This window comes from Vibrio sp. Vb1337 (genome assembly GCF_033338715.1).
GTDB lineage: Bacteria > Pseudomonadota > Gammaproteobacteria > Enterobacterales > Vibrionaceae > Vibrio > Vibrio alginolyticus.
In genome coordinates this window covers 20,054-37,747 of the sequence record NZ_JAWOTD010000025.1, presented here as the reverse complement: position 1 = coordinate 37,747, position 17,694 = coordinate 20,054, and the positions used below count along the sequence as shown (strand labels likewise).

Below are 17,694 nucleotides of genomic sequence, written 5' to 3'. Positions count from 1 at the left end.
AAAATCAACCTTTACCGCGAGTACGGTTTGAATTTGGCTTAGCGTTTTTCTCGATAAAATCGAAGATCATACCTGCAATGTTTTTACCAGTTGCTAGTTCGATGCCTTCTAGACCAGGGGAAGAGTTCACTTCCATTACCACTGGGCCATTTTTAGATTGAAGGATATCCACACCACAAAGGTTCAAGCCCATCACTTTCGCTGCATTTACAGCGGTCGCACGCTCTTCTTTGCTCAAACGCACGAGTTGTGCAGAGCCACCACGGTGAAGGTTAGAACGGAACTCGCCTTCTTTTGCTTGGCGCTTCATTGCGGCAATCACCTTATTTCCGACAACAAAACAACGGATGTCCGCGCCTTTTGCTTCTTCGATAAATTCTTGCACCATGATGTTAGCTTTCAAACCCATGAAAGCTTCAATCACACTTTCTGCCGCTTTATTTGTTTCAGCAAGTACAACACCAATGCCTTGAGTGCCTTCTAGCAATTTAATCACTAGAGGTGCGCCACCAACGTTTTTGATCACGTCCTGAATGTTGTCAGGATGGTGAGCAAAGCCAGTGCGTGGCAAACCGATGCCTTTACGTGATAGCAATTGCAATGAGCGCAACTTGTCACGAGAGCGGCTGATCGCGACAGATTCGTTGACACAAAATGTACCCATCATTTCAAACTGACGTACAACAGCAGTGCCGTAAAACGTAATAGATGCCCCAATACGCGGAATAACAGCATCGTATTGCGGTAATTCTTCACCCTTGTAGCGGATCTTAGGGTTGTTGCTCGTAATGTCCATATAACAGTGAAGCGTGTCGATCACATCGATTTGATGCCCACGTTCTTCACCCGCCTGTTTTAGGCGCATGGTTGAATATAAATTCTCATTACGAGAGAGAATAGCAATACGCATGGCAATTCCTTAGTAAGTCAGTACCAAATTAAAATATAAGTATAGAGCATAGAATGCAGTAGGCAGGTGATCATGTTATGACATAACCTACTTACTTCAACGATTTAGAATTGTGGTTGAACAACCACGTCGTCAGAGGTGCGCACCTTAGGGCGTTTTTTTGTGAGATGAAAACGAAAAAGCATCGTCGACACGACAAAAATATTTTATCGAACGCTCACGCCTTGCGGTATGAGACTGTCAAGGGCGAGATAAATAAAATTGAGCAAAAATTTCATCGCTTTGTCACGAATTATCGCTTAAAAAAGCGGCCAATTTGACCGCTGTTTTTAGCTGTTTTGATAGTGACTTAAAAAAAGTTCCGCCGTTTGGGTAGCTAACAGCCTAGATTCTTCATTCGACAAAGAGGGGCGAATTCCCATTAACTGCGGCCAGAATGCACTGCCTTTAAGTAAGTTGTGCAATTGAGTGCTTGCTATATGTACATCATCAATTTGCAAAGCGCCACTGTTCGATTTCTCAGTAAGCCAGCGGTACAGGGCGGTTTCCTGTTTCGACATTTGTTCTGCTTGTTCTTTGAGATCTTCCGGCTTAAATAAGAAGTGCCCAAATGCCACTTTTGCCAGCTCAATATAGTTTGGTTCCGTCACCACAATGATCTCGCTGTAGAGTAATTCAATCAATTGATCTTTGAGTGGCAGAGTGGCCAAGCGTTTAATATCGCTTTCCATCATTGACGAACGCCAAAGCTCAGTCAGCAACTCCGTCACGATCGCTTCCTTAGAAGGGAAGTGATTATAGACCGTGCGCTTAGAGACTTGTGCGATTGCAGAGAGCTTATCCATGCTGGTGTTTTGCACCCCAAACTCTTGGAACGCTTGCCTTGCCGCGCACAAGATGGCTTCTCTTTTGGTTTCGCTACGACTTTTTCTTTTTACATTCATAAGCTTGCTAAATTAAGAAGATCATTTCTTGATCTATTTTACACTAAGTAGTTTACTTTTGATAATTAGAATGTAAACTGCACCGTGTAGTTTACTTTTGTTCGGGTTAACTTTTTATGAAAAAAACTTTGCTAGCCACAGTAGGAGCGTTCGCGATGGGTACATCCATGATTTCTTGTTCTAATGTTGATACTGAAAAAGCGCCAACATACCCGGACAAATTTGCAAATACAGAGTTGGAATACAAAAGCGGTTTGGGCGACATGTTCGAAATCATGAAAGCGTATTTTACGACTGAGCGCTTTAACCCAACACCAACGATTGAAATTCCAGTGCATGCGATCACAGCGCGGCAACTGTTAGAAGAGCAAGATGACGTCATCTATCGTCTGGGTCATTCAAGCGTATTAATGAAGCTCGATGGAAAACTGGTAATGACCGACCCTGTATTCAGTGATCGCGCGTCTCCTGTACAATGGGCAGGGCCAAAACGCTTTCACCAAACCCCCATCACGATAGAAGATTTGCCAACTATCGATGTGGTGGTGATCAGTCATGACCATTACGATCACCTAGATAAAGCTTCTATTAAAGTGCTAGGCGATAAGGTGGGCACTTTCTTGGTGCCGTTAAAAGTTGGCCAATTACTGGTGAATTGGGGTGTACCCAAAGAGAAAGTGATCGAACTAGACTGGTGGGAGTCACACTCTGTTGACGGCATTGAATATACACTAACTCCGACTCAGCATTTCTCTGGTCGAGGTTTGACAGACCGCGATACGACGCTGTGGGGCAGTTGGGTTATCACTGCACAACAACACAAAGTGTTCTTCAGTGGTGACTCTGGTTACTTCAATGGCTTTAAAGAGATTGGCGAAAAGTACGGTCCGTTTGACTTCACCATGATTGAAACAGGTGCGTACAATGAACTCTGGTCAGACATTCACATGTTCCCAGAGCAAAGCGTTCAAGCACACATCGATGTGCAGGGCAAAGTGATGATGCCGATCCATAACAGCACGTTTGATTTATCAATGCACGATTGGAATGAGCCAATGCAACGTGCGTTAGACATCAGTGAAGAGCGCGGTGTTACGTTGGTGAGCCCTGAGATTGGTCAACGCTTGGCGATTGCGGAGCCTCAGCCTGCTAAGGCATGGTGGCAATAATTGCTGAGCTAAACAGCCAAACACCAGAATAGTTAAGTCACTTATCAGTAGTTACTATTAGTAGTTACGTGGTCAGGGATAAGGATAAAGGTGCGATGAAAGCAAAGTGGACGTTGTTACTTACATTAAGCATTCTGCCTACCTTTGCACTAGCAGGAGTAGAGCAAGATATCTCGACGTTGATAACACGAGTTGAGCAATCCTCTTGCACCTTTATCCACAACAGCAAGTCGTACACTAATCAAGAAGCAGCAGAACACATGCGCAATAAATGGGATTACGCCAAAGATGACGTTGATTCCGTGGATGTGTTTATAAAAGAAGTTGCGTCGAAAAGTTGGTTATCTGGCAAACCATATTGGGTGGATTGCCAAGAGGAACGCATTACCAGCGAAGAGTGGCTAACATCATTGATGCGCACCACCGATCACATCCAATAACACTTCTTTGATGGTCTGATAGCGCAGAGGTAGAGCACGACTGCGCTTACGAACCAGAAATAGCTCTTCACATACAGTGTTTTTCAGTTGAGCAATGTATAACGTGTCTTTTAGTGGAAAATTGTCGACCGCACTTTGAGGCAGCACGGTGAAGCCAAGTCCTTTGCTGACAGGCAGCAAAATTTGGCTCAATTGATTTACGTAGCCGGATAATGGTAAATCGCTCATCTTAATTTCTTGGAGCTGTGGTTCTTCACATTGGTCAAAAAACAGCGTCATGTAATGCTCGGCATCAGGGTGGCTAATGACACCACAGTCATGCAAGAGTTGTGGCGTTATCTGCTTATTTTGATAATGCTTTGGCAGAACCAAGCACAACCTCTCTTTACCAATTCGCTCACTGTGAAACAGACCTTTGTTGGGAACATCAGTCACGATACCAATATCGATGTGCCCTTGCGTTATGGCGTTGAGAATAGATTGATTTGGCGCGGCTTCTAAATGTAACGATAAGCTCGGGTGCTGTTTTTGCTTCTCCAAAATGGGCCCATACAACATTAACGCCATTGCACCAGAACAAGCCAGTTTACAGTGGCCTGAAAACGCATCATCAAAACTGAGCTCTTCGAGCAGCTTCTTCTCTCTATCTTCTAACTCGAGCGCATATGCGTAGACAATCCTGCCTTGCTCGGTTAATTCGAAGCTTTTGTTTTCGCGCTTGATCAAGGCATGCTGACAGCTTTGCTCTAATTTTTTGATGTGTTGGCTGACGCCAGGCTGAGTCATAAAAAGTTTTTCTGCCGTTTGCGTAAAATGACCGACTTCAATCAATGTCTTAAATGTATGTAACCAAACAGGATTAAGCATAGTGTGTGATTTTCTGAGAGCTTTGTTGGGAGACGTAAAGAAAATGATAGCACGGTGTTTTATGAAAACAGAGAAGACTTAAACGATAAAAGATGAATCGTTATCAATACATTACAGACAAAATAAAACCCCGCCTGGTTTCCCAGACGGGGCTTATTCTTTTTCGCAGCAATCCAGCTACTAATAGGTGCTCCCTGCATCTATCCTTGATTGTGGCTAAGTCCTTTAACCGAGTTCCTTGTTCATCGCCTTCCTAGCGGTGTCCATTCTTGCCTATCATCCTGACGGGCGAACTCTATCCTAGAGCTTAACTACATCCTTGCTGACAACTCATCCTAAGTTATCAAATCTTCATCCTGAAGATACCCAATCCTTTAGGCTTTTTTCCTGTTCCCGCCAACATCCTGTCGACAAATTGAGTATTGATGTTTTGCTGATTTGACTCAATTAACTTTTCTAAATTATTTTTACTGATTATTTTAAGTGAATTTAAATATTACTTTTAAATCATATATTTAATGTTTTTTTCTGGCATTGCTCTTAGAGGTGATTAATCTATTTGCTTACAACTCTTGTAAGAGATCTCGCACAAGTTTGGTGGTGAATGTATTAATGTGCGCTTTTTGTTCCGAGTTCTGTGGATTGAACTGGATCACAATGCGTTAAAAGGGAGACGATAAAGATGAAAGTGAATTGATCTTGAGTAGAGATTTGTTTGAAAAGAAATAAAAATTCTTGCGGTTTTTATAAACAGTATGGTAAATCTGAAATGCCCACCTTGTTAATCCTTATTAAGATTCAATGACAGTATAAGTAGGGAACTTGATTGCCATTTTTCTGTCATATCTGGTGAGTAAGTTAACTGTGTCAGATAGATAATATGCCGTTTGCCAGTAAAAACAGGCTGCAAGAAATCGGTAATTATCATTATGTTGTGAAATTGGTCACGGTTAAATGATTGATTCCCTTATAGATTGAAGGGGATACGACCTTAGACAATAAGCTCCATGAGGAGCGTTACTTATATAAGATGAGGGACTTTACTATGAAAAAGACTAGAAGAGCTCAGCTACATCGTGTGCGTATTCAATACTGGAAAGACACGAAAGACGCACCAGCTAAAAAATCATAGTTAATTATACCTAAAGGCACGAGCTGGCTGTGGAACGCGGTTTCCCGTTGATTGCCAGCTCAAAAACGCCACAATCACTCCGCGCAACTTCCCAAGCACCCTAATTTACTATCACATTCTTCAAAAAATAAAAAAGCCAGTCTTAAGACCAGCTTTCTCTACCATTTATTGAGCTCTGCGTATTACAGGTTGCCCTTTAGTTACAGGTAGTTGGCGTCAACTAGTTCGCCCGCTTGCGCGCTTTTCACTTCTGGGCGTGCTTCTAACCATTTGATAACTTGCGCTTTCTGTTCTTCAGTCGCACTGCCGTAACGGTCAGTAGAACATAGGAAGCCTTCAAACAGTTCTAGACCACCGCCACCGAAGCAAAGACCAAGCTCGTCAATGTAGTCGATAAAGTCATCAACGAATGCATCGTAACGGTCGAAGTCGTTAATGTCTGTTTCACAGCTGATCTCGAAACCTAGGATTGCGAACTCACCTAAGAACAGCTTTTTACGGATACGACGGCTCTTGTTATCGATCTTGTCTAATTTCATGATTATCTCTCGTAGATGATTTGATTTCGTACACCTTATACCTTCTATCACACTTTAGCCCAAGTAAAATCAGAATGAAGCGATACAGTTGGTGATTATGTGACCAGAATTTAATTGCTTCGTTAGCTGTGTTGGTTGGTTTGCAGTATTGTTGAAACACAAGTTTCATATGTTTTAAGCACTTTTGTCATTTTTCTTATCCAAACTTCTTGCCGTTCAACTAATCACTTATTTATTAATTAAACTATAAGATCGGGAAAGTAAAAATGAGCAAGGAAACCTTTGACGCGACGCGTTATAACCAAAGTGAAAACAAACCATTTGAAGAAGTATTAGAAGCGAGCCTATCTCGACGCAGCATTCTGAAAGGTGGTTTAGGTATCAGTGCGATGACAGCGTTTGGTGCTTTCGGATTGGCTGGTTGTAACTCGTCTGACTCAGGGAGTACAGTAAGCAGTGGTTCGGGCGCATCTAAAGCCGTTCTTAACTTTGAATCTATCCCTGGCTCACTCACTGACGCAGTTTCAATTCCACAAGGCTACACCGCACAAGTACTAGTACCTTGGGGAACACCACTTAATGCACAAGGCAGCGCATGGCAAAATGATGGTACCAACACCAGTACCGATCAGTTAAATGCGCTAGGCATGCACCATGACGGCATGCATTTTTTCCCATTGAACGATAGCACTACAGATGGCTTGCTATGTATTAACCACGAGTACATCGACACATCAGCACTGCATCCAAACGGTCCTACGGTTGAAAATGGCGTACGTACCATTGTAGATGAAGTGCGTAAAGAGATTAACGCGCACGGTGTGTCAGTGGTTCGCATTCAACTGGAAGACAACATGTGGAAGTTGGTTGATACCGATCCACTAAACCGTCGTTATACTGGTGCGACAGTCATGGATTTGTCTGGCCCGGTGGCCCACACATCTTTAACTGTCACTCGTTTCTCGCCAGATGGCAGCCAAGCGCGTGGTACGTTAAACAACTGTGGCAATGGCTACACGCCGTGGGGCACGTACTTAACGTGTGAAGAGAACTGGCCAGGTTACTTTGTTAATGCCGGGACTCGTACAGAAGAGCAAGATCGCATTGGTGTCGATGATCAAAGTACACGCTACTTGTGGGAGACATTAGCAGGAAATGCAGAAGAGCGTCTTGATGAGTTCTCTCGCTTTAATGTGGCTCCAACAGGAGCAAGTGCGATGGATGATTACCGCAATGAAGCCAATGGTCACGGTTACATTGTCGAGATTGACCCTTACACGCAAAACTCACGTGCGAAGAAACGTACTGCGCTAGGTCGTTTCCGTCACGAGGGCTGTACTTTCGGTAAGCTTGAAGAAGGCAAACCAGTGGTATTTTATTCTGGTCACGATTCTCGCTTTGAATACCTATACAAATTTGAATCTGCGGCAGCGTGGGATCCAGCAGATGCTAACCCTGATAACCGCTTGGCGATGGGTGACAAGTACATGGACGAAGGCACACTGTATGTGGCGCGCTTCAATGAAGACAGCACAGGTACTTGGTTACCATTAACGCTTGATAGCGTAACAACCGCTGGTGGTACGTTAGCGGATCACTTTAACTCACTGGCTGAAATTATCATCAATACTGCTGGCGCGGCGGATTTAGTTGGGGCAACACCAATGGATCGACCTGAGTGGTGTACGGTTGATCCATTCACGGGTTCAGTATATTTAACATTGACGAACAATACGCGCCGTACAGATGAAACCAACCCTGCGAATCCACGTTTGAATAACAAGTTTGGTCATGTTATTCGTTGGGATGAAGGTGCTTCAGCAACTGACTTTACTTGGGATATCTTTGTCTTCGGTTCGCCAGCAAATGGTGATGCAGATACCAACCGTTCTGGCTTGAATGAGCTAAACCAGTTTGCGAGCCCAGACGGATTAGCGTTTGATGGCCGTGGTATTTTGTGGATTCAGACTGATAACGGCGCAGATGAAGTCACGTCTTACACCAATGATCAAATGTTGGCTGTTGTTCCATCTAAGCTAACAGATGAGAATGGTGATCAAGCTGTGATTGGTGCGGATAATCAAGCTGAATTGAAACGCTTCTTTGTCGGACCAAATGGTTGTGAAGTAACAGGCTTTACCATCAGCCCTGATTACAAATCATTGTTTGTGAATATTCAGCACCCAGGCAACTGGCCATACAGTGAAGATGCAGCCGAAGAAACGCCTGCTGGTGTTTCTGTGCGCCCACGAGCGGCGACAGTGGTTATTCGCCGTGAAGACGGTGGAGAGATTGCAGTTTAAACACCTTAAAATTCAAGCCCTGCAATTGCAGGGCTTGATGGTTTGGGCGAATGCCTAGTTGCACTTTATACCTAGACAACAGGCTTAGCTTTTCAATGAACCGCCTGAAGTACGAATCACGTCTTGATACCAGAAAAAGCTTTTCTTGCGTTTACGTTCTAGCGTTCCTTGCCCATCATCATGACGATCGACATAGATAAAGCCGTAACGTTTGCTCATCTCAGCGGTTGAGTTTGCGACCAAATCGATTGGCCCCCAGCTGGTAAAGCCCATCAGCTCAACGCCATCCAGAATCGCTTCGTGTGCTTGAACAAGATGGTCGTTCAAGTAAGCGATGCGGTAATCATCTTGAATCTCACCGTTTTCATCGATTTCATCACGTGCACCTAAGCCGTTTTCTACGACAAACAGTGGTTTTTGGTAGCGATCGTGAAGGAAGTTCAGCAGAATGCGCAGGCCTTTTGGATCGATCAACCAACCCCACTGGCTCTTTTCAAGGTATGGGTTTGGTACGCTATCGACAATGTTACCCACTTCCTTCTGTTTCGGATCCGCACTTGCACAGCCACTTGCGTAGTAGCTGAATGAGATGAAATCGACACTTGCCGATGCAATTTCTTCTAAGTCGCCTGCTTCCATCTGAATTTCGATGCCGTTTTCACGGAAGTAACGCTTCATGTAGCCAGGGTACTGACCACGTGTTTGCACATCACCGAAGAACAACCACTTGTTGTTTTCATGCATTGCTGCCAGCACGTCATCAGGATTACAGGTGTATGGGTAGTTGATTGCGCCAAGCAGCATGTTACCAATCTTGCCGTTTGGTACGATTTGCTGACACAGTTTTACCGCTTTTGCGTTTGCGACTAGCTGGTGGTGAATCGCTTGGTAAATCTCTTGTTCACTGGCGTCTTCTTGCAAACCAACACCAGTAAATGGTGCGTGTAGAGACATGTTGATTTCGTTGAACGTTAACCACAGCTTCACTTTGTTTTTGTAGCGTTCCAGCACGGTGCGGGCATAACGTTCGAAGAATTCGATGACGCGACGATCGCCCCAACCGCCATAGTTTTCAACCAGTGCGTAAGGCATTTCGTAGTGAGATAAAGTTACGAAAGGTTGGATGTTATGCTCGGCAAGTTCGTCAAAAATTTTATCGTAGAACGCCAAACCTTCTTCGTTAGGTTCTAGTTCGTCCCCGTTAGGGAAGATGCGGCTCCATGCCAAAGAGAGACGCAGACAGTTAAAGCCCATCTCTTTGAACAGCGCGATGTCTTCTGGGTAGCGATTATAGAAGTCGATCGCCACGTCTTTGATACCCGGTGTACGTTCTTCACGGGTTTGATGCGGACTCAAAATACCGTTTGGCAGCATGTCTGATGTCGATAACCCTTTACCCCCAAGGTTGTACGCCCCTTCTACTTGGTTTGCAGCAATGGCACCACCCCAAAGAAAATGTTCAGGAAACTTAATCATGTTTCTCACTCTTTATATTTAGGAAATGTTTTTGGATTTATTGCTTGAGAATAGTGTAGGAGACACCTCGATACTTGTATCGAGATCGTATTTTTATCAGTTCATCACCAAACGTCAGTAATGATAAACATTGATATATAGGATGGTTGTTAACAATGCCAACCTAAGTGAATTTAGATTGGCATTCATATTCAAAACGTAAATGCTAAATTCGCCGCCGCGCCAAACTGGTTATCGCCAGCGTAAGAGCCAGCGAGGTCTAAACTGATCACATCAAAAGGACTGATGCCAATGCCACCTGTCACTGAGTTATCGAGATTATTTTCTAGGTCAATTTCATAACCAGCGCGAAGTTGTGCCCACCCCCAAGCATTCCCCTCGATACCTACACGAATAAACTGAGTGTCATCGTCGAGCTCTTTAAAGCGCTTTTGTTTGGTGAGATCGGCGTCTAAGCTCAGAGCTACATAGTTCCCGACATAACCGATGCCAACTGTCGCTTGTGGTGTGAGTTCGTAGGTATAGTTGCCCAGTTTTGTTTCAATATCTTGCTCGAAGACGTCTTTTAATGAAAGGCCTGCTCTAAATGCGTTGTGATACCAAGCGACCCCAAGATCCATATTGAAAGTATTCTTTGATACTTCACTTTTGTCGTAATCCTCGATATCAAAGTCGTCTAGTGTTGTACGTTGTGTGTAGGTTTTAAGTTGTTGGTATTTTGGTGTAATACCAAATGCGAATTGTTGTTCGCCTATAGTGTAAGCACGAGATAGAGCAATACCATATTCCACATTACCGAAAGCAGCTAGGTTAACGGCAGAATTGAGGTATCGATCTGCGGTGTTTGTTGAATCTGAGATATCGGGTGCAGCAAGTATCTCCACATAACCAGTGCTAAACAGGTTTACAGACATGTAGCGCGTCGGAATAGCAATTGCGAGGCTTAGCCCTCCGTTAATGACAACTGGGACGCTCTTATCCAACTGATCGAGGAGGCGATTAAGCTCGGCCTCGTTCGCTGGAGTAGGAATGCCCTGAATACTATCATAAAGGTCTTGGGCGTCATCTACGGCTGACAACGCTTCATCCTCGTCGTGGATATTGACCCCGACAGCCGGAATGAGCAGACCGATATCATCATTTTCTCGATAGAGGGCCCCCAAGGCTGGGTTATGTAGGGGCGCGGTCAAATAGTCAGCAGAAACGACGCCTGTATTTCCCATACCATGACTTCGAGCGTCGGCAGCGTAAGGTGCAGAAAAAGCGTGAGGTGATAATATAAAAAGCGCTCCTGCTGCAGCTAAAGTTATTTTTCTCATAACGCATCCATTCTTATTTTAAATAATTACTTATCATTAAATTAGACGGTGGGAGCTAAAACTGGTGTCAACCACCAAAAATTGTTCTGATGAATGGTATGTGGCGATTCATCAAGTTAAGCGTAGGTTAGGCAACTCGCTTTATAAAGTTGAACAGGTTTTATATTGCTCTCTTATTGAGAGAAAAGGATTGAGAGATGGGAGAAGTTAGGTCAGCTTCGGTGAGGAGCGAGTTTAAATACTAAGATGAAGGACATTCCTTCAGTAGTGTTGAGCTGTGCGCTGACTTTCCCTTGCATATCACGCATATTGTTGGCCGTAATCGCTAAACCCAGCCCCAATCCTTCACCAATTTTCTTTGAGGTTTGGAAGGGTTCGAACATGGATTCAAGCATCTCATTCGACACGCCGCAGCCATTATCACTGACGATCAGTTCGACCTGATTGCCGGTTGGGTTGACGATCAAGCTGAGCTGCGGGTTGGTGGCGTTGCTCATTGCGTCTAGCGCATTCGAGACAAGATTACCGAGCACCTGAAGCAGTCGTTGTTCTTCGCCCATGATGTTAGGTAAGTCATGAGGAACTCGAACACGCACATCCACTTTGTCTAATTGGGTTTGATAAACGCGTAAGGTCTCTTCGAGTGCAGAGGTGAGAGAAATTGCCTGTAAGCTTTCTGGTTTGTTGTAGGCGAACGTCTTTAGCTGACTGGTCATGCTTGCCATACGATCAATCAGCTTTTGCACCAAAACATTGTTGGCTTTCATCATCTCGGCTTCGCCGCGTTCCGCCAGCAGTTCGTTCGTGGTGAGCAGGGTACGCAAGCCTGTCAGTGGCTGATTGAGCTCATGAGTAATAGCGCTCGACATGCGCCCCAAGGCGGCCATTTTGCTCGATTCAATTAACTGGCTTTGCGCTTCTTTTAGCGCTTGAGTTCGCTCTTCAACCCGTTGTGCCAGTTCTTGGTTGACCTGTTGCAGTGACTGTTCGGCTTTTTTCCGCTTGCTGATGTCGATGATCGTTGCAAGGAAATACTGCTCGCCATGCCAAGGGAAACTGGTTAGCGAGAACAGGACAGGGAAGACGCTTCCATCGCTGCGTCTGGCAATGGTTTCGACCGTGCTGATCTCTGCGAGCTCTTTATGCTTAGGCAAGTCCTTGAGCAACTTAAGTGTGGTGGAATTGGGGTTGCCTGCGTCGAATAATTCCCAAGCAAAAGCGTGTCGATTGACGCTCTCTGGTAAACAGAACAAACGCTTCGCCATTGGGTTGAGATCGAACAGTTGCCCTTGTTCATCAATCAATAGTAAACCAACGTGGGTCTTATTGATCATCTGTTTCAAGCGGCGTTGGGACTCTTCCAACAGGGCTTGAATTCGTTGTTGATTGATGTGCTTTTGTCGACGTTGTAGACCAATGATGACGAGTAATACAACCAACAAGAGCAGCGCCGCTACGCTCCAACCAATCACGTTGATGGTTTGTTGAATCGGCTTAGAAGGGGTGAGGTAGCTGACGTACCAATTCAAATCATCCAATTTAACGGTGTGCGCAAAATAGCGTTGCTGATTGAGCGTCCACACACTGATATTAGTGTTGTCGTATAAGCGCTGCGTTTCTAACTGAACGGTGTTGCTCGGTTCGTTAAACCAGTCTGCGTTATAAAGCGAGCTGCTTGATAGGAAAAAGCGTTGCTGGCGATTTTGCAACGTAATGATGTCTTGGCTAGTAATGGTCTGTTCGGTCAACAAGCTGAGGTTGATCTGCACCACCACAATGCCTGCGATATCCAGACCGTCGTAGATAGGGGCTGCAAGGTAATACAACGGACTCGAACCTTTGGTTTTGTTCACCAAGGAAACACCACCGCCTTGATTGTGAATTTGTTCCACAATGGCTTTTCGGTCAGACAGGCTAAAGCGCTCTTCGATCAAACTTGAGACCAATACTTCGCCAGAGTTTGACAGGATTAGCCAACCTTCGGTATTGGCGGCTTTATCTAGCTGAGTCAGTTGGGTTTGCAATGGCTCGTAATAAGTCAGATTCCCTTTCACAAACGCGATGGTTTCTGGGTTATTGGTTACGAGGTAAGGTAAGTGGTAGAAGCGTTTGAGTGCACGGCGAACTTCACCAATATAGTCGAGTAGCTTTTGTTGAGCTTCGGTTTGAGTTTGTACACTCAACCACTGACGGGCAACCTCTCTGCTGGCGCTATAGCAAGACAACATCAGCACTGCCGCAATTGCGACCACAAGCCATGTTTTGCCATTCCTTTTGCGCTGCATACCGACTCCATTCAGCTAGTGCGTTCTCACCAACAGTCATTAAAGAGTGCGCCTAACTGGTTGGATGTTAAAGACTTGTAAGCAAGAAGTGAGATCTAGCTCCTTTTCTCCTCAGTGGTTTTTGCTACCGTTAATAAAGATCGATTTCTTTCCCACCCCATAAAGCAGGCAGTAACTCATGGCTTTTGACGACATCCCTAAAATTGCACTTATCGAAGACGATGACATTGTTCGTCAGGCTACCAGCCAATGGCTGCAACTGGCGGGGTTCGATGTGACCGCATTCAGTTTAGGCGAAGAGGGCAAAGCGGCCATTCTGAGCCAAGAATTTGATGCGATTGTCAGTGACGTTCGCCTGCCAGACACCGATGGTTTGTCGATACTAGAAAGCCTGATTGCCAATCACATTCCAACGCCAGTTATCTTGATCACCGGACATGGTGACGTCGATATGGCGGTAGGCGCATTACAAAAAGGTGCATTCGATTTTATCGAGAAACCTTTTCAGCCAGAGCGTTTATCCCAACGAGTGACCGAAGCGGTCGAGAGTTATCGCGCACAAACGTCTACTCAAGATCGCCAAGAGTACCTATCTAGCGTTAGCGGCTTAGAAGAGGTGTTGATTGGGCGAAGCCGAGTGATGCAACAGCTTAGAGAACAAGTAGCCAAGTTAGCACGCATTGATACCAACGTGATCATTTACGGTGAGACAGGTTGTGGTAAAGAGCTGGTAGCGACCAGTTTGCACAATGAAAGCCAACGTAGAACCCATCATTTTGTGCCAATTAACTGTGGTGCTATTCCTGAGAACTTGTTTGAAAGTGAGCTGTTTGGGCATGAAGCAGGGGCATTTACTGGAGCGGGTAAAAAGCGCATTGGTAAATTGGAATACGCGGATAAAGGCACCTTATTCTTTGATGAAATCGAGAGTATGCCGCTGTCGATGCAGGTGAAAGTGTTGCGTTCATTACAGGAACATACGGTTGAGCGCGTTGGGGGCAACCAACAGATCTCGGTTGATTTAAGAGTGATCGCCGCCGCGAAAGAAGATCTCAATGATCATGACGAGTTTCGTCAGGATTTGTACTATCGTCTTAATGTGGCACAGATCTATTTGCCACCACTACGTGAGCGAGAAGAAGATGCGTTGATCTTGTTCGAACACTTTGCTCTGAAAAGTAATCCTGAGAGTCGTCCGCTGAGTGAAGCCGATAGAAAGGCCATTCTTGCTTACTCTTGGCCCGGTAACGTACGTGAGCTTAGGAATGTAGCGATGCGTTTTGCATTGGATGAAACCGTCTCCGTAATGGAAATTCTCTCCTGTCGACCATCCTCAACAACCGAAGAGACGCATGCGGGCGTGCCGTTGGCGATTCAGCTACATAACTTTGAACGTAAGGTGCTACATGATTCTTTAGTCAGGCATCATGGACGCATCAATGAGGTGATGCAGGAGTTGGATTTACCACGTCGAACCCTTAACCAAAAGATGCAGAAGTTTGGTTTGAATCGCTCCGACTATACTTAGTACGATTTCTAGCTAATGTAAAATCATTGGAATAACAAACATGTTATGCGCTTTTGGCAGGAGCTGGGACAAACTTATAATTTAGGTCTTTACCTTCTCCAAACAAGGTAACGAGGTTCCTTCCTGTATGTTTAGAGCTATATAGCGCTTCGTCTGCTTCAGCAAGCGCCTCTTGAAGTGATTGCCCCTCAGATAACTGACTGATACCAAAGCTCATGGTCACTTCAGTTTTAAATGATTGCAAAGCGGTTTCAGTTTCGACCGCAAGGCGAATTTGCTCTGCGAAAATTTTGGCTTGCTGTGCTTTTTCGAGCAAAACAATCATGAACTCGTCACCACCAAATCGCACAATGCAGGCGGACTCAGGAAGATGCTTTTTAAAAATAGTGGAGATCGTTGCCATGACGGAGTCGCCAACCGTGTGACCATAGTGATCATTAATCGCTTTGAACTTGTCGACATCAGTCATAATAATGCTGATTGCTTGGCTTTTTTTATGTGCTTTACTAACCAAGTTTGGAACGATTTCTTCCATGGCTCGACGATTATATAGCCCTGTGAGTGCATCTAAATGAGAGAGATCATTAATGGATTGCACCAAGCGTCCGTTAATTAACCACAGCATACTAAAGCTCAAAGCAACGATCAGGCAGATGCTAAATAAGAAAGTCAGCTGATGGATAAGGCCTGCGACCATAAAACTTGGTAACTCACCTGAAAAAGTACTCCAAAGCGCCCTAAATCCCATAAAAAAACTAAATCCAAAGAAAGAGTAAGCCATTGCTTTAACAGGGAGCTTTAAGTCCTTTTGGGTACCTTTAAGCATGGCGACACCACTAAAGAAGGTGACGATACAAATATACATGCTCAGATAAATAATACGGCTTTTGATAGAAGGATCATGGAAGGTGAAATAGTAAAATGAACCACTGAAAACAGGTGTTAACAAGGTGAGACAGTGAGCCAATTTTAAAGGGTATTGACGAAAAATGCTTACGCTATATAGCGTAAGCAAGAAGCCGACTAATATGAGAGTGTTGGCTATGACGATGGTCAGCCATTCTGGCGCAGAGCCTCTAAAGCCAAGTAAAAAAGGGCCTAAACCAATAAACAGTAGTGATATCGAGAAGGTTTTTAAGCCTTTGACTCTACCCTGAGTGTATTGATAACAAAGCAGACTAATAGAGTAAATGCAAGAGAACAGAATAACGATAAAGTTCAGTGTTCTGATGTCTAGATACTGATTATCCATAGGCGACCCATATCAATCTTTCATTCAGGCAACTCCTTTGCCTGATATCAATAAGCGAGCTACATAGTAACGCACTTATTGAGCGATGTCTTATGTTAAACGGCTATTCATTCACCAGCTCGAATTGTTCGGTTTGGTTGGTTTTCGTCGTAAACAGCAGACCAACAATCATCATAAATACGCTAGGCACAATCCAGCTAGCAAAGTCATTGTACAGAGGCATGTAATTACCCATCCACTCATCAGTGGAACTTGGCATGTAACCTAGGATGTGCAGAGCATCAACACAACCAAACGTTAGAGCAGTGAATGCGGTCGCGACCACCATGATTTGCGACATCTTGTTGCGCACTGGTGCCATGATCATCAACGCAATCGCGACTGGGTGAAGCGCCACAACCGCTGGCAATGTGATCGCCAATAGTTGCTCTAGACCTACGTTGGCGATCAAACCAGCCAATACCATGGTCGTGATAACGCAGCCTTTGTAGTTCACTTTGCTGAAAGTGTTGTCGTAGAACTCACTGCCTGCAGTGGTTACGCCGATAGCAGTAGTCAAACACGCTAATACCATCACGGCACCTAGTAATAGTGAGCCAAATGCGCCGAAGTGGCTGAAGGTGAACGCCGTTAAAATGTCGCCACCATTGCTGAACTCAGAACCCAAGTATGAGCTTGTTGAGCCAATGTAAGCCAATGAGATGTAAACAAACGCCATGGCAACCGCGTACATCAAAGCTGCGATTAGCGTGTATTTTGCGGTGGCTTTCGGACAATCCACACCCATGCTGCGAATCGCGCGGAAGATAATCCAACCAAAACCGATAGAACCTAGCGCATCCATCGTCATGTAGCCTTGGGTCAAGCCTTCAGCAAATGCGCCAGATACGTATGGTCCCGTTGCGGCAGTTAGCTCTCCTACAGGAGAAACCAAAGCAGTCACGGACATGATGATTAAGATAGCCATTAATGCAGGCGTTAAGATCTTGCCTAGGTTGTCGACCAATTTACCCGGATATAGGGCAAATAGAATGGTGATAGCGCAGAAGGCAATAGTGAAAGGCACCAAAGCGGCATCACCAAACATTGGTGCAAAGCTAAATTGGTAAGCGACGGTAATCGCACGTGGGATTACGAACGCAGGGCCAATCACGATAAACACCATCACCCAAAAACTGGTTGCCAAAGGTTTAGGTAGGGCGGCGGTTAGTTTGTCTGAACCGTTTACGATAGCCACCATCACTAATGCCATTGCAGGCAGACCGACGCCCGTTAAGAGGAAGCCAGACATCCCGCTCAGAAAGTTTTCACCTGCTTGGTAACCCAAAAATGGAGGGAAGATCAGGTTACCCGCGCCTAAGTACATGGCGAAAGTCATGAAGCCCAAAGCGGCGATATTGCGTGCGCTTAACATTGTTATTCCTCTTATGTTTCGCTTGGAAGAAACTGAAAGGAATGGGAGGAGTATGTGGTGTTCCCGTCAGCTTCTTCTCAAGCTGACAGAAAGTTTAGATATAGCCTGTCAGCTCT

General features: G+C 44.9%; 13 protein-coding genes. 4 read left to right on the top strand and 9 right to left on the bottom strand.

All coding sequences use genetic code 11. The annotated features are described in order from the left end of the window. Positions 1–4 precede the first annotated feature (4 nt). Complete coding sequence (gene rimK, locus R7E42_RS20745; RefSeq protein ID WP_005374224.1) at positions 5–910, bottom strand: 30S ribosomal protein S6--L-glutamate ligase; 906 nt, start codon at positions 908–910, stop codon at positions 5–7. Between the two features lie 329 nt (positions 911–1,239). Next, a complete protein-coding gene (locus R7E42_RS20740) occupies positions 1,240–1,854 on the bottom strand; it encodes a TetR/AcrR family transcriptional regulator (RefSeq protein WP_025768062.1) in 615 nt (204 codons plus the stop codon). Positions 1,855–2,009: 155 nt separating this feature from the next. Between R7E42_RS20740 and R7E42_RS20735 the strand changes: the two genes are divergently transcribed. Both R7E42_RS20735 and R7E42_RS20730 read left to right on the top strand, forming a co-directional pair. Next, positions 2,010–3,023 (top strand): MBL fold metallo-hydrolase, encoded by a 1,014-nt coding sequence (locus R7E42_RS20735; protein WP_262652769.1) that lies wholly within the window; start codon positions 2,010–2,012, stop codon positions 3,021–3,023. A gap of 95 nt (positions 3,024–3,118) precedes the next feature. Next, entirely contained in the window at positions 3,119–3,463 is a 345-nt protein-coding gene (locus tag R7E42_RS20730; protein WP_262652602.1) for a DUF5329 domain-containing protein, read from the top strand. Here the strand turns inward: R7E42_RS20730 and R7E42_RS20725 are convergent. Both R7E42_RS20725 and R7E42_RS20720 read right to left on the bottom strand, forming a co-directional pair. Beyond that, positions 3,431–4,330, bottom strand: coding sequence for a LysR family transcriptional regulator (locus R7E42_RS20725; protein ID WP_017635526.1), 900 nt, complete (start codon positions 4,328–4,330; stop codon positions 3,431–3,433). The two genes, R7E42_RS20730 and R7E42_RS20725, sit on opposite strands and share 33 nt — an antisense overlap. Positions 4,331–5,662: 1,332 nt before the next feature. Continuing rightward, positions 5,663–6,001, bottom strand: coding sequence for a YggL family protein (locus R7E42_RS20720; protein ID WP_005374208.1), 339 nt, complete (start codon positions 5,999–6,001; stop codon positions 5,663–5,665). 266 nt (positions 6,002–6,267) lie between these two features. Here R7E42_RS20720 and R7E42_RS20715 point away from each other — a divergent pair, with 266 nt between their 5' ends. Then, positions 6,268–8,304: a PhoX family protein gene (locus R7E42_RS20715; RefSeq protein WP_005384183.1), complete on the top strand. Its 2,037-nt coding sequence runs from the start codon at positions 6,268–6,270 to the stop codon at positions 8,302–8,304. Between the two features lie 84 nt (positions 8,305–8,388). Here R7E42_RS20715 and R7E42_RS20710 read toward each other — a convergent pair whose 3' ends face one another. From R7E42_RS20710 to R7E42_RS20700, 3 genes are all read right to left on the bottom strand, one after another. After that, complete coding sequence (locus tag R7E42_RS20710) at positions 8,389–9,780, bottom strand: glycoside hydrolase family 1 protein (RefSeq protein ID WP_137282872.1); 1,392 nt, start codon at positions 9,778–9,780, stop codon at positions 8,389–8,391. A gap of 191 nt (positions 9,781–9,971) precedes the next feature. Beyond that, positions 9,972–11,099: a conjugal transfer protein TraF gene (locus R7E42_RS20705; RefSeq protein ID WP_262652603.1), complete on the bottom strand. Its 1,128-nt coding sequence runs from the start codon at positions 11,097–11,099 to the stop codon at positions 9,972–9,974. 212 nt (positions 11,100–11,311) lie between these two features. Then, entirely contained in the window at positions 11,312–13,384 is a 2,073-nt protein-coding gene (locus tag R7E42_RS20700; RefSeq protein WP_262652605.1) for a sensor histidine kinase, read from the bottom strand. Positions 13,385–13,562: 178 nt separating this feature from the next. Between R7E42_RS20700 and R7E42_RS20695 the strand changes: the two genes are divergently transcribed. Next, positions 13,563–14,912 (top strand): sigma-54-dependent transcriptional regulator, encoded by a 1,350-nt coding sequence (locus R7E42_RS20695; protein ID WP_262652606.1) that lies wholly within the window; start codon positions 13,563–13,565, stop codon positions 14,910–14,912. Between the two features lie 43 nt (positions 14,913–14,955). On the opposite strand, the gene R7E42_RS20690 is transcribed toward R7E42_RS20695, so the two are convergent. Continuing rightward, the gene (locus R7E42_RS20690; RefSeq protein WP_053304666.1) at positions 14,956–16,164 is read right to left on the bottom strand and encodes a GGDEF domain-containing protein; all 1,209 of its coding nucleotides are present in this window, start codon (positions 16,162–16,164) and stop codon (positions 14,956–14,958) included. A 103-nt stretch (positions 16,165–16,267) separates the two neighbouring features. Further along, the gene (gene brnQ, locus R7E42_RS20685; protein ID WP_053304665.1) at positions 16,268–17,578 is read right to left on the bottom strand and encodes a branched-chain amino acid transport system II carrier protein; all 1,311 of its coding nucleotides are present in this window, start codon (positions 17,576–17,578) and stop codon (positions 16,268–16,270) included. Positions 17,579–17,694 lie beyond the last annotated feature (116 nt).

Coding starts and splice junctions, on each gene's coding strand:
- rimK (WP_005374224.1), bottom strand. CDS start 910: ATGCGTATTGCTATTCTCTCTCGTAATGAGAATTTATATTCAACCATG.
- R7E42_RS20740 (WP_025768062.1), bottom strand. CDS start 1,854: ATGAATGTAAAAAGAAAAAGTCGTAGCGAAACCAAAAGAGAAGCCATC.
- R7E42_RS20735 (WP_262652769.1), top strand. CDS start 2,010: ATGGGTACATCCATGATTTCTTGTTCTAATGTTGATACTGAAAAAGCG.
- R7E42_RS20730 (WP_262652602.1), top strand. CDS start 3,119: ATGAAAGCAAAGTGGACGTTGTTACTTACATTAAGCATTCTGCCTACC.
- R7E42_RS20725 (WP_017635526.1), bottom strand. CDS start 4,330: ATGCTTAATCCTGTTTGGTTACATACATTTAAGACATTGATTGAAGTC.
- R7E42_RS20720 (WP_005374208.1), bottom strand. CDS start 6,001: ATGAAATTAGACAAGATCGATAACAAGAGCCGTCGTATCCGTAAAAAG.
- R7E42_RS20715 (WP_005384183.1), top strand. CDS start 6,268: ATGAGCAAGGAAACCTTTGACGCGACGCGTTATAACCAAAGTGAAAAC.
- R7E42_RS20710 (WP_137282872.1), bottom strand. CDS start 9,780: ATGATTAAGTTTCCTGAACATTTTCTTTGGGGTGGTGCCATTGCTGCA.
- R7E42_RS20705 (WP_262652603.1), bottom strand. CDS start 11,099: ATGAGAAAAATAACTTTAGCTGCAGCAGGAGCGCTTTTTATATTATCA.
- R7E42_RS20700 (WP_262652605.1), bottom strand. CDS start 13,384: ATGCAGCGCAAAAGGAATGGCAAAACATGGCTTGTGGTCGCAATTGCG.
- R7E42_RS20695 (WP_262652606.1), top strand. CDS start 13,563: ATGGCTTTTGACGACATCCCTAAAATTGCACTTATCGAAGACGATGAC.
- R7E42_RS20690 (WP_053304666.1), bottom strand. CDS start 16,164: ATGGATAATCAGTATCTAGACATCAGAACACTGAACTTTATCGTTATT.
- brnQ (WP_053304665.1), bottom strand. CDS start 17,578: ATGTTAAGCGCACGCAATATCGCCGCTTTGGGCTTCATGACTTTCGCC.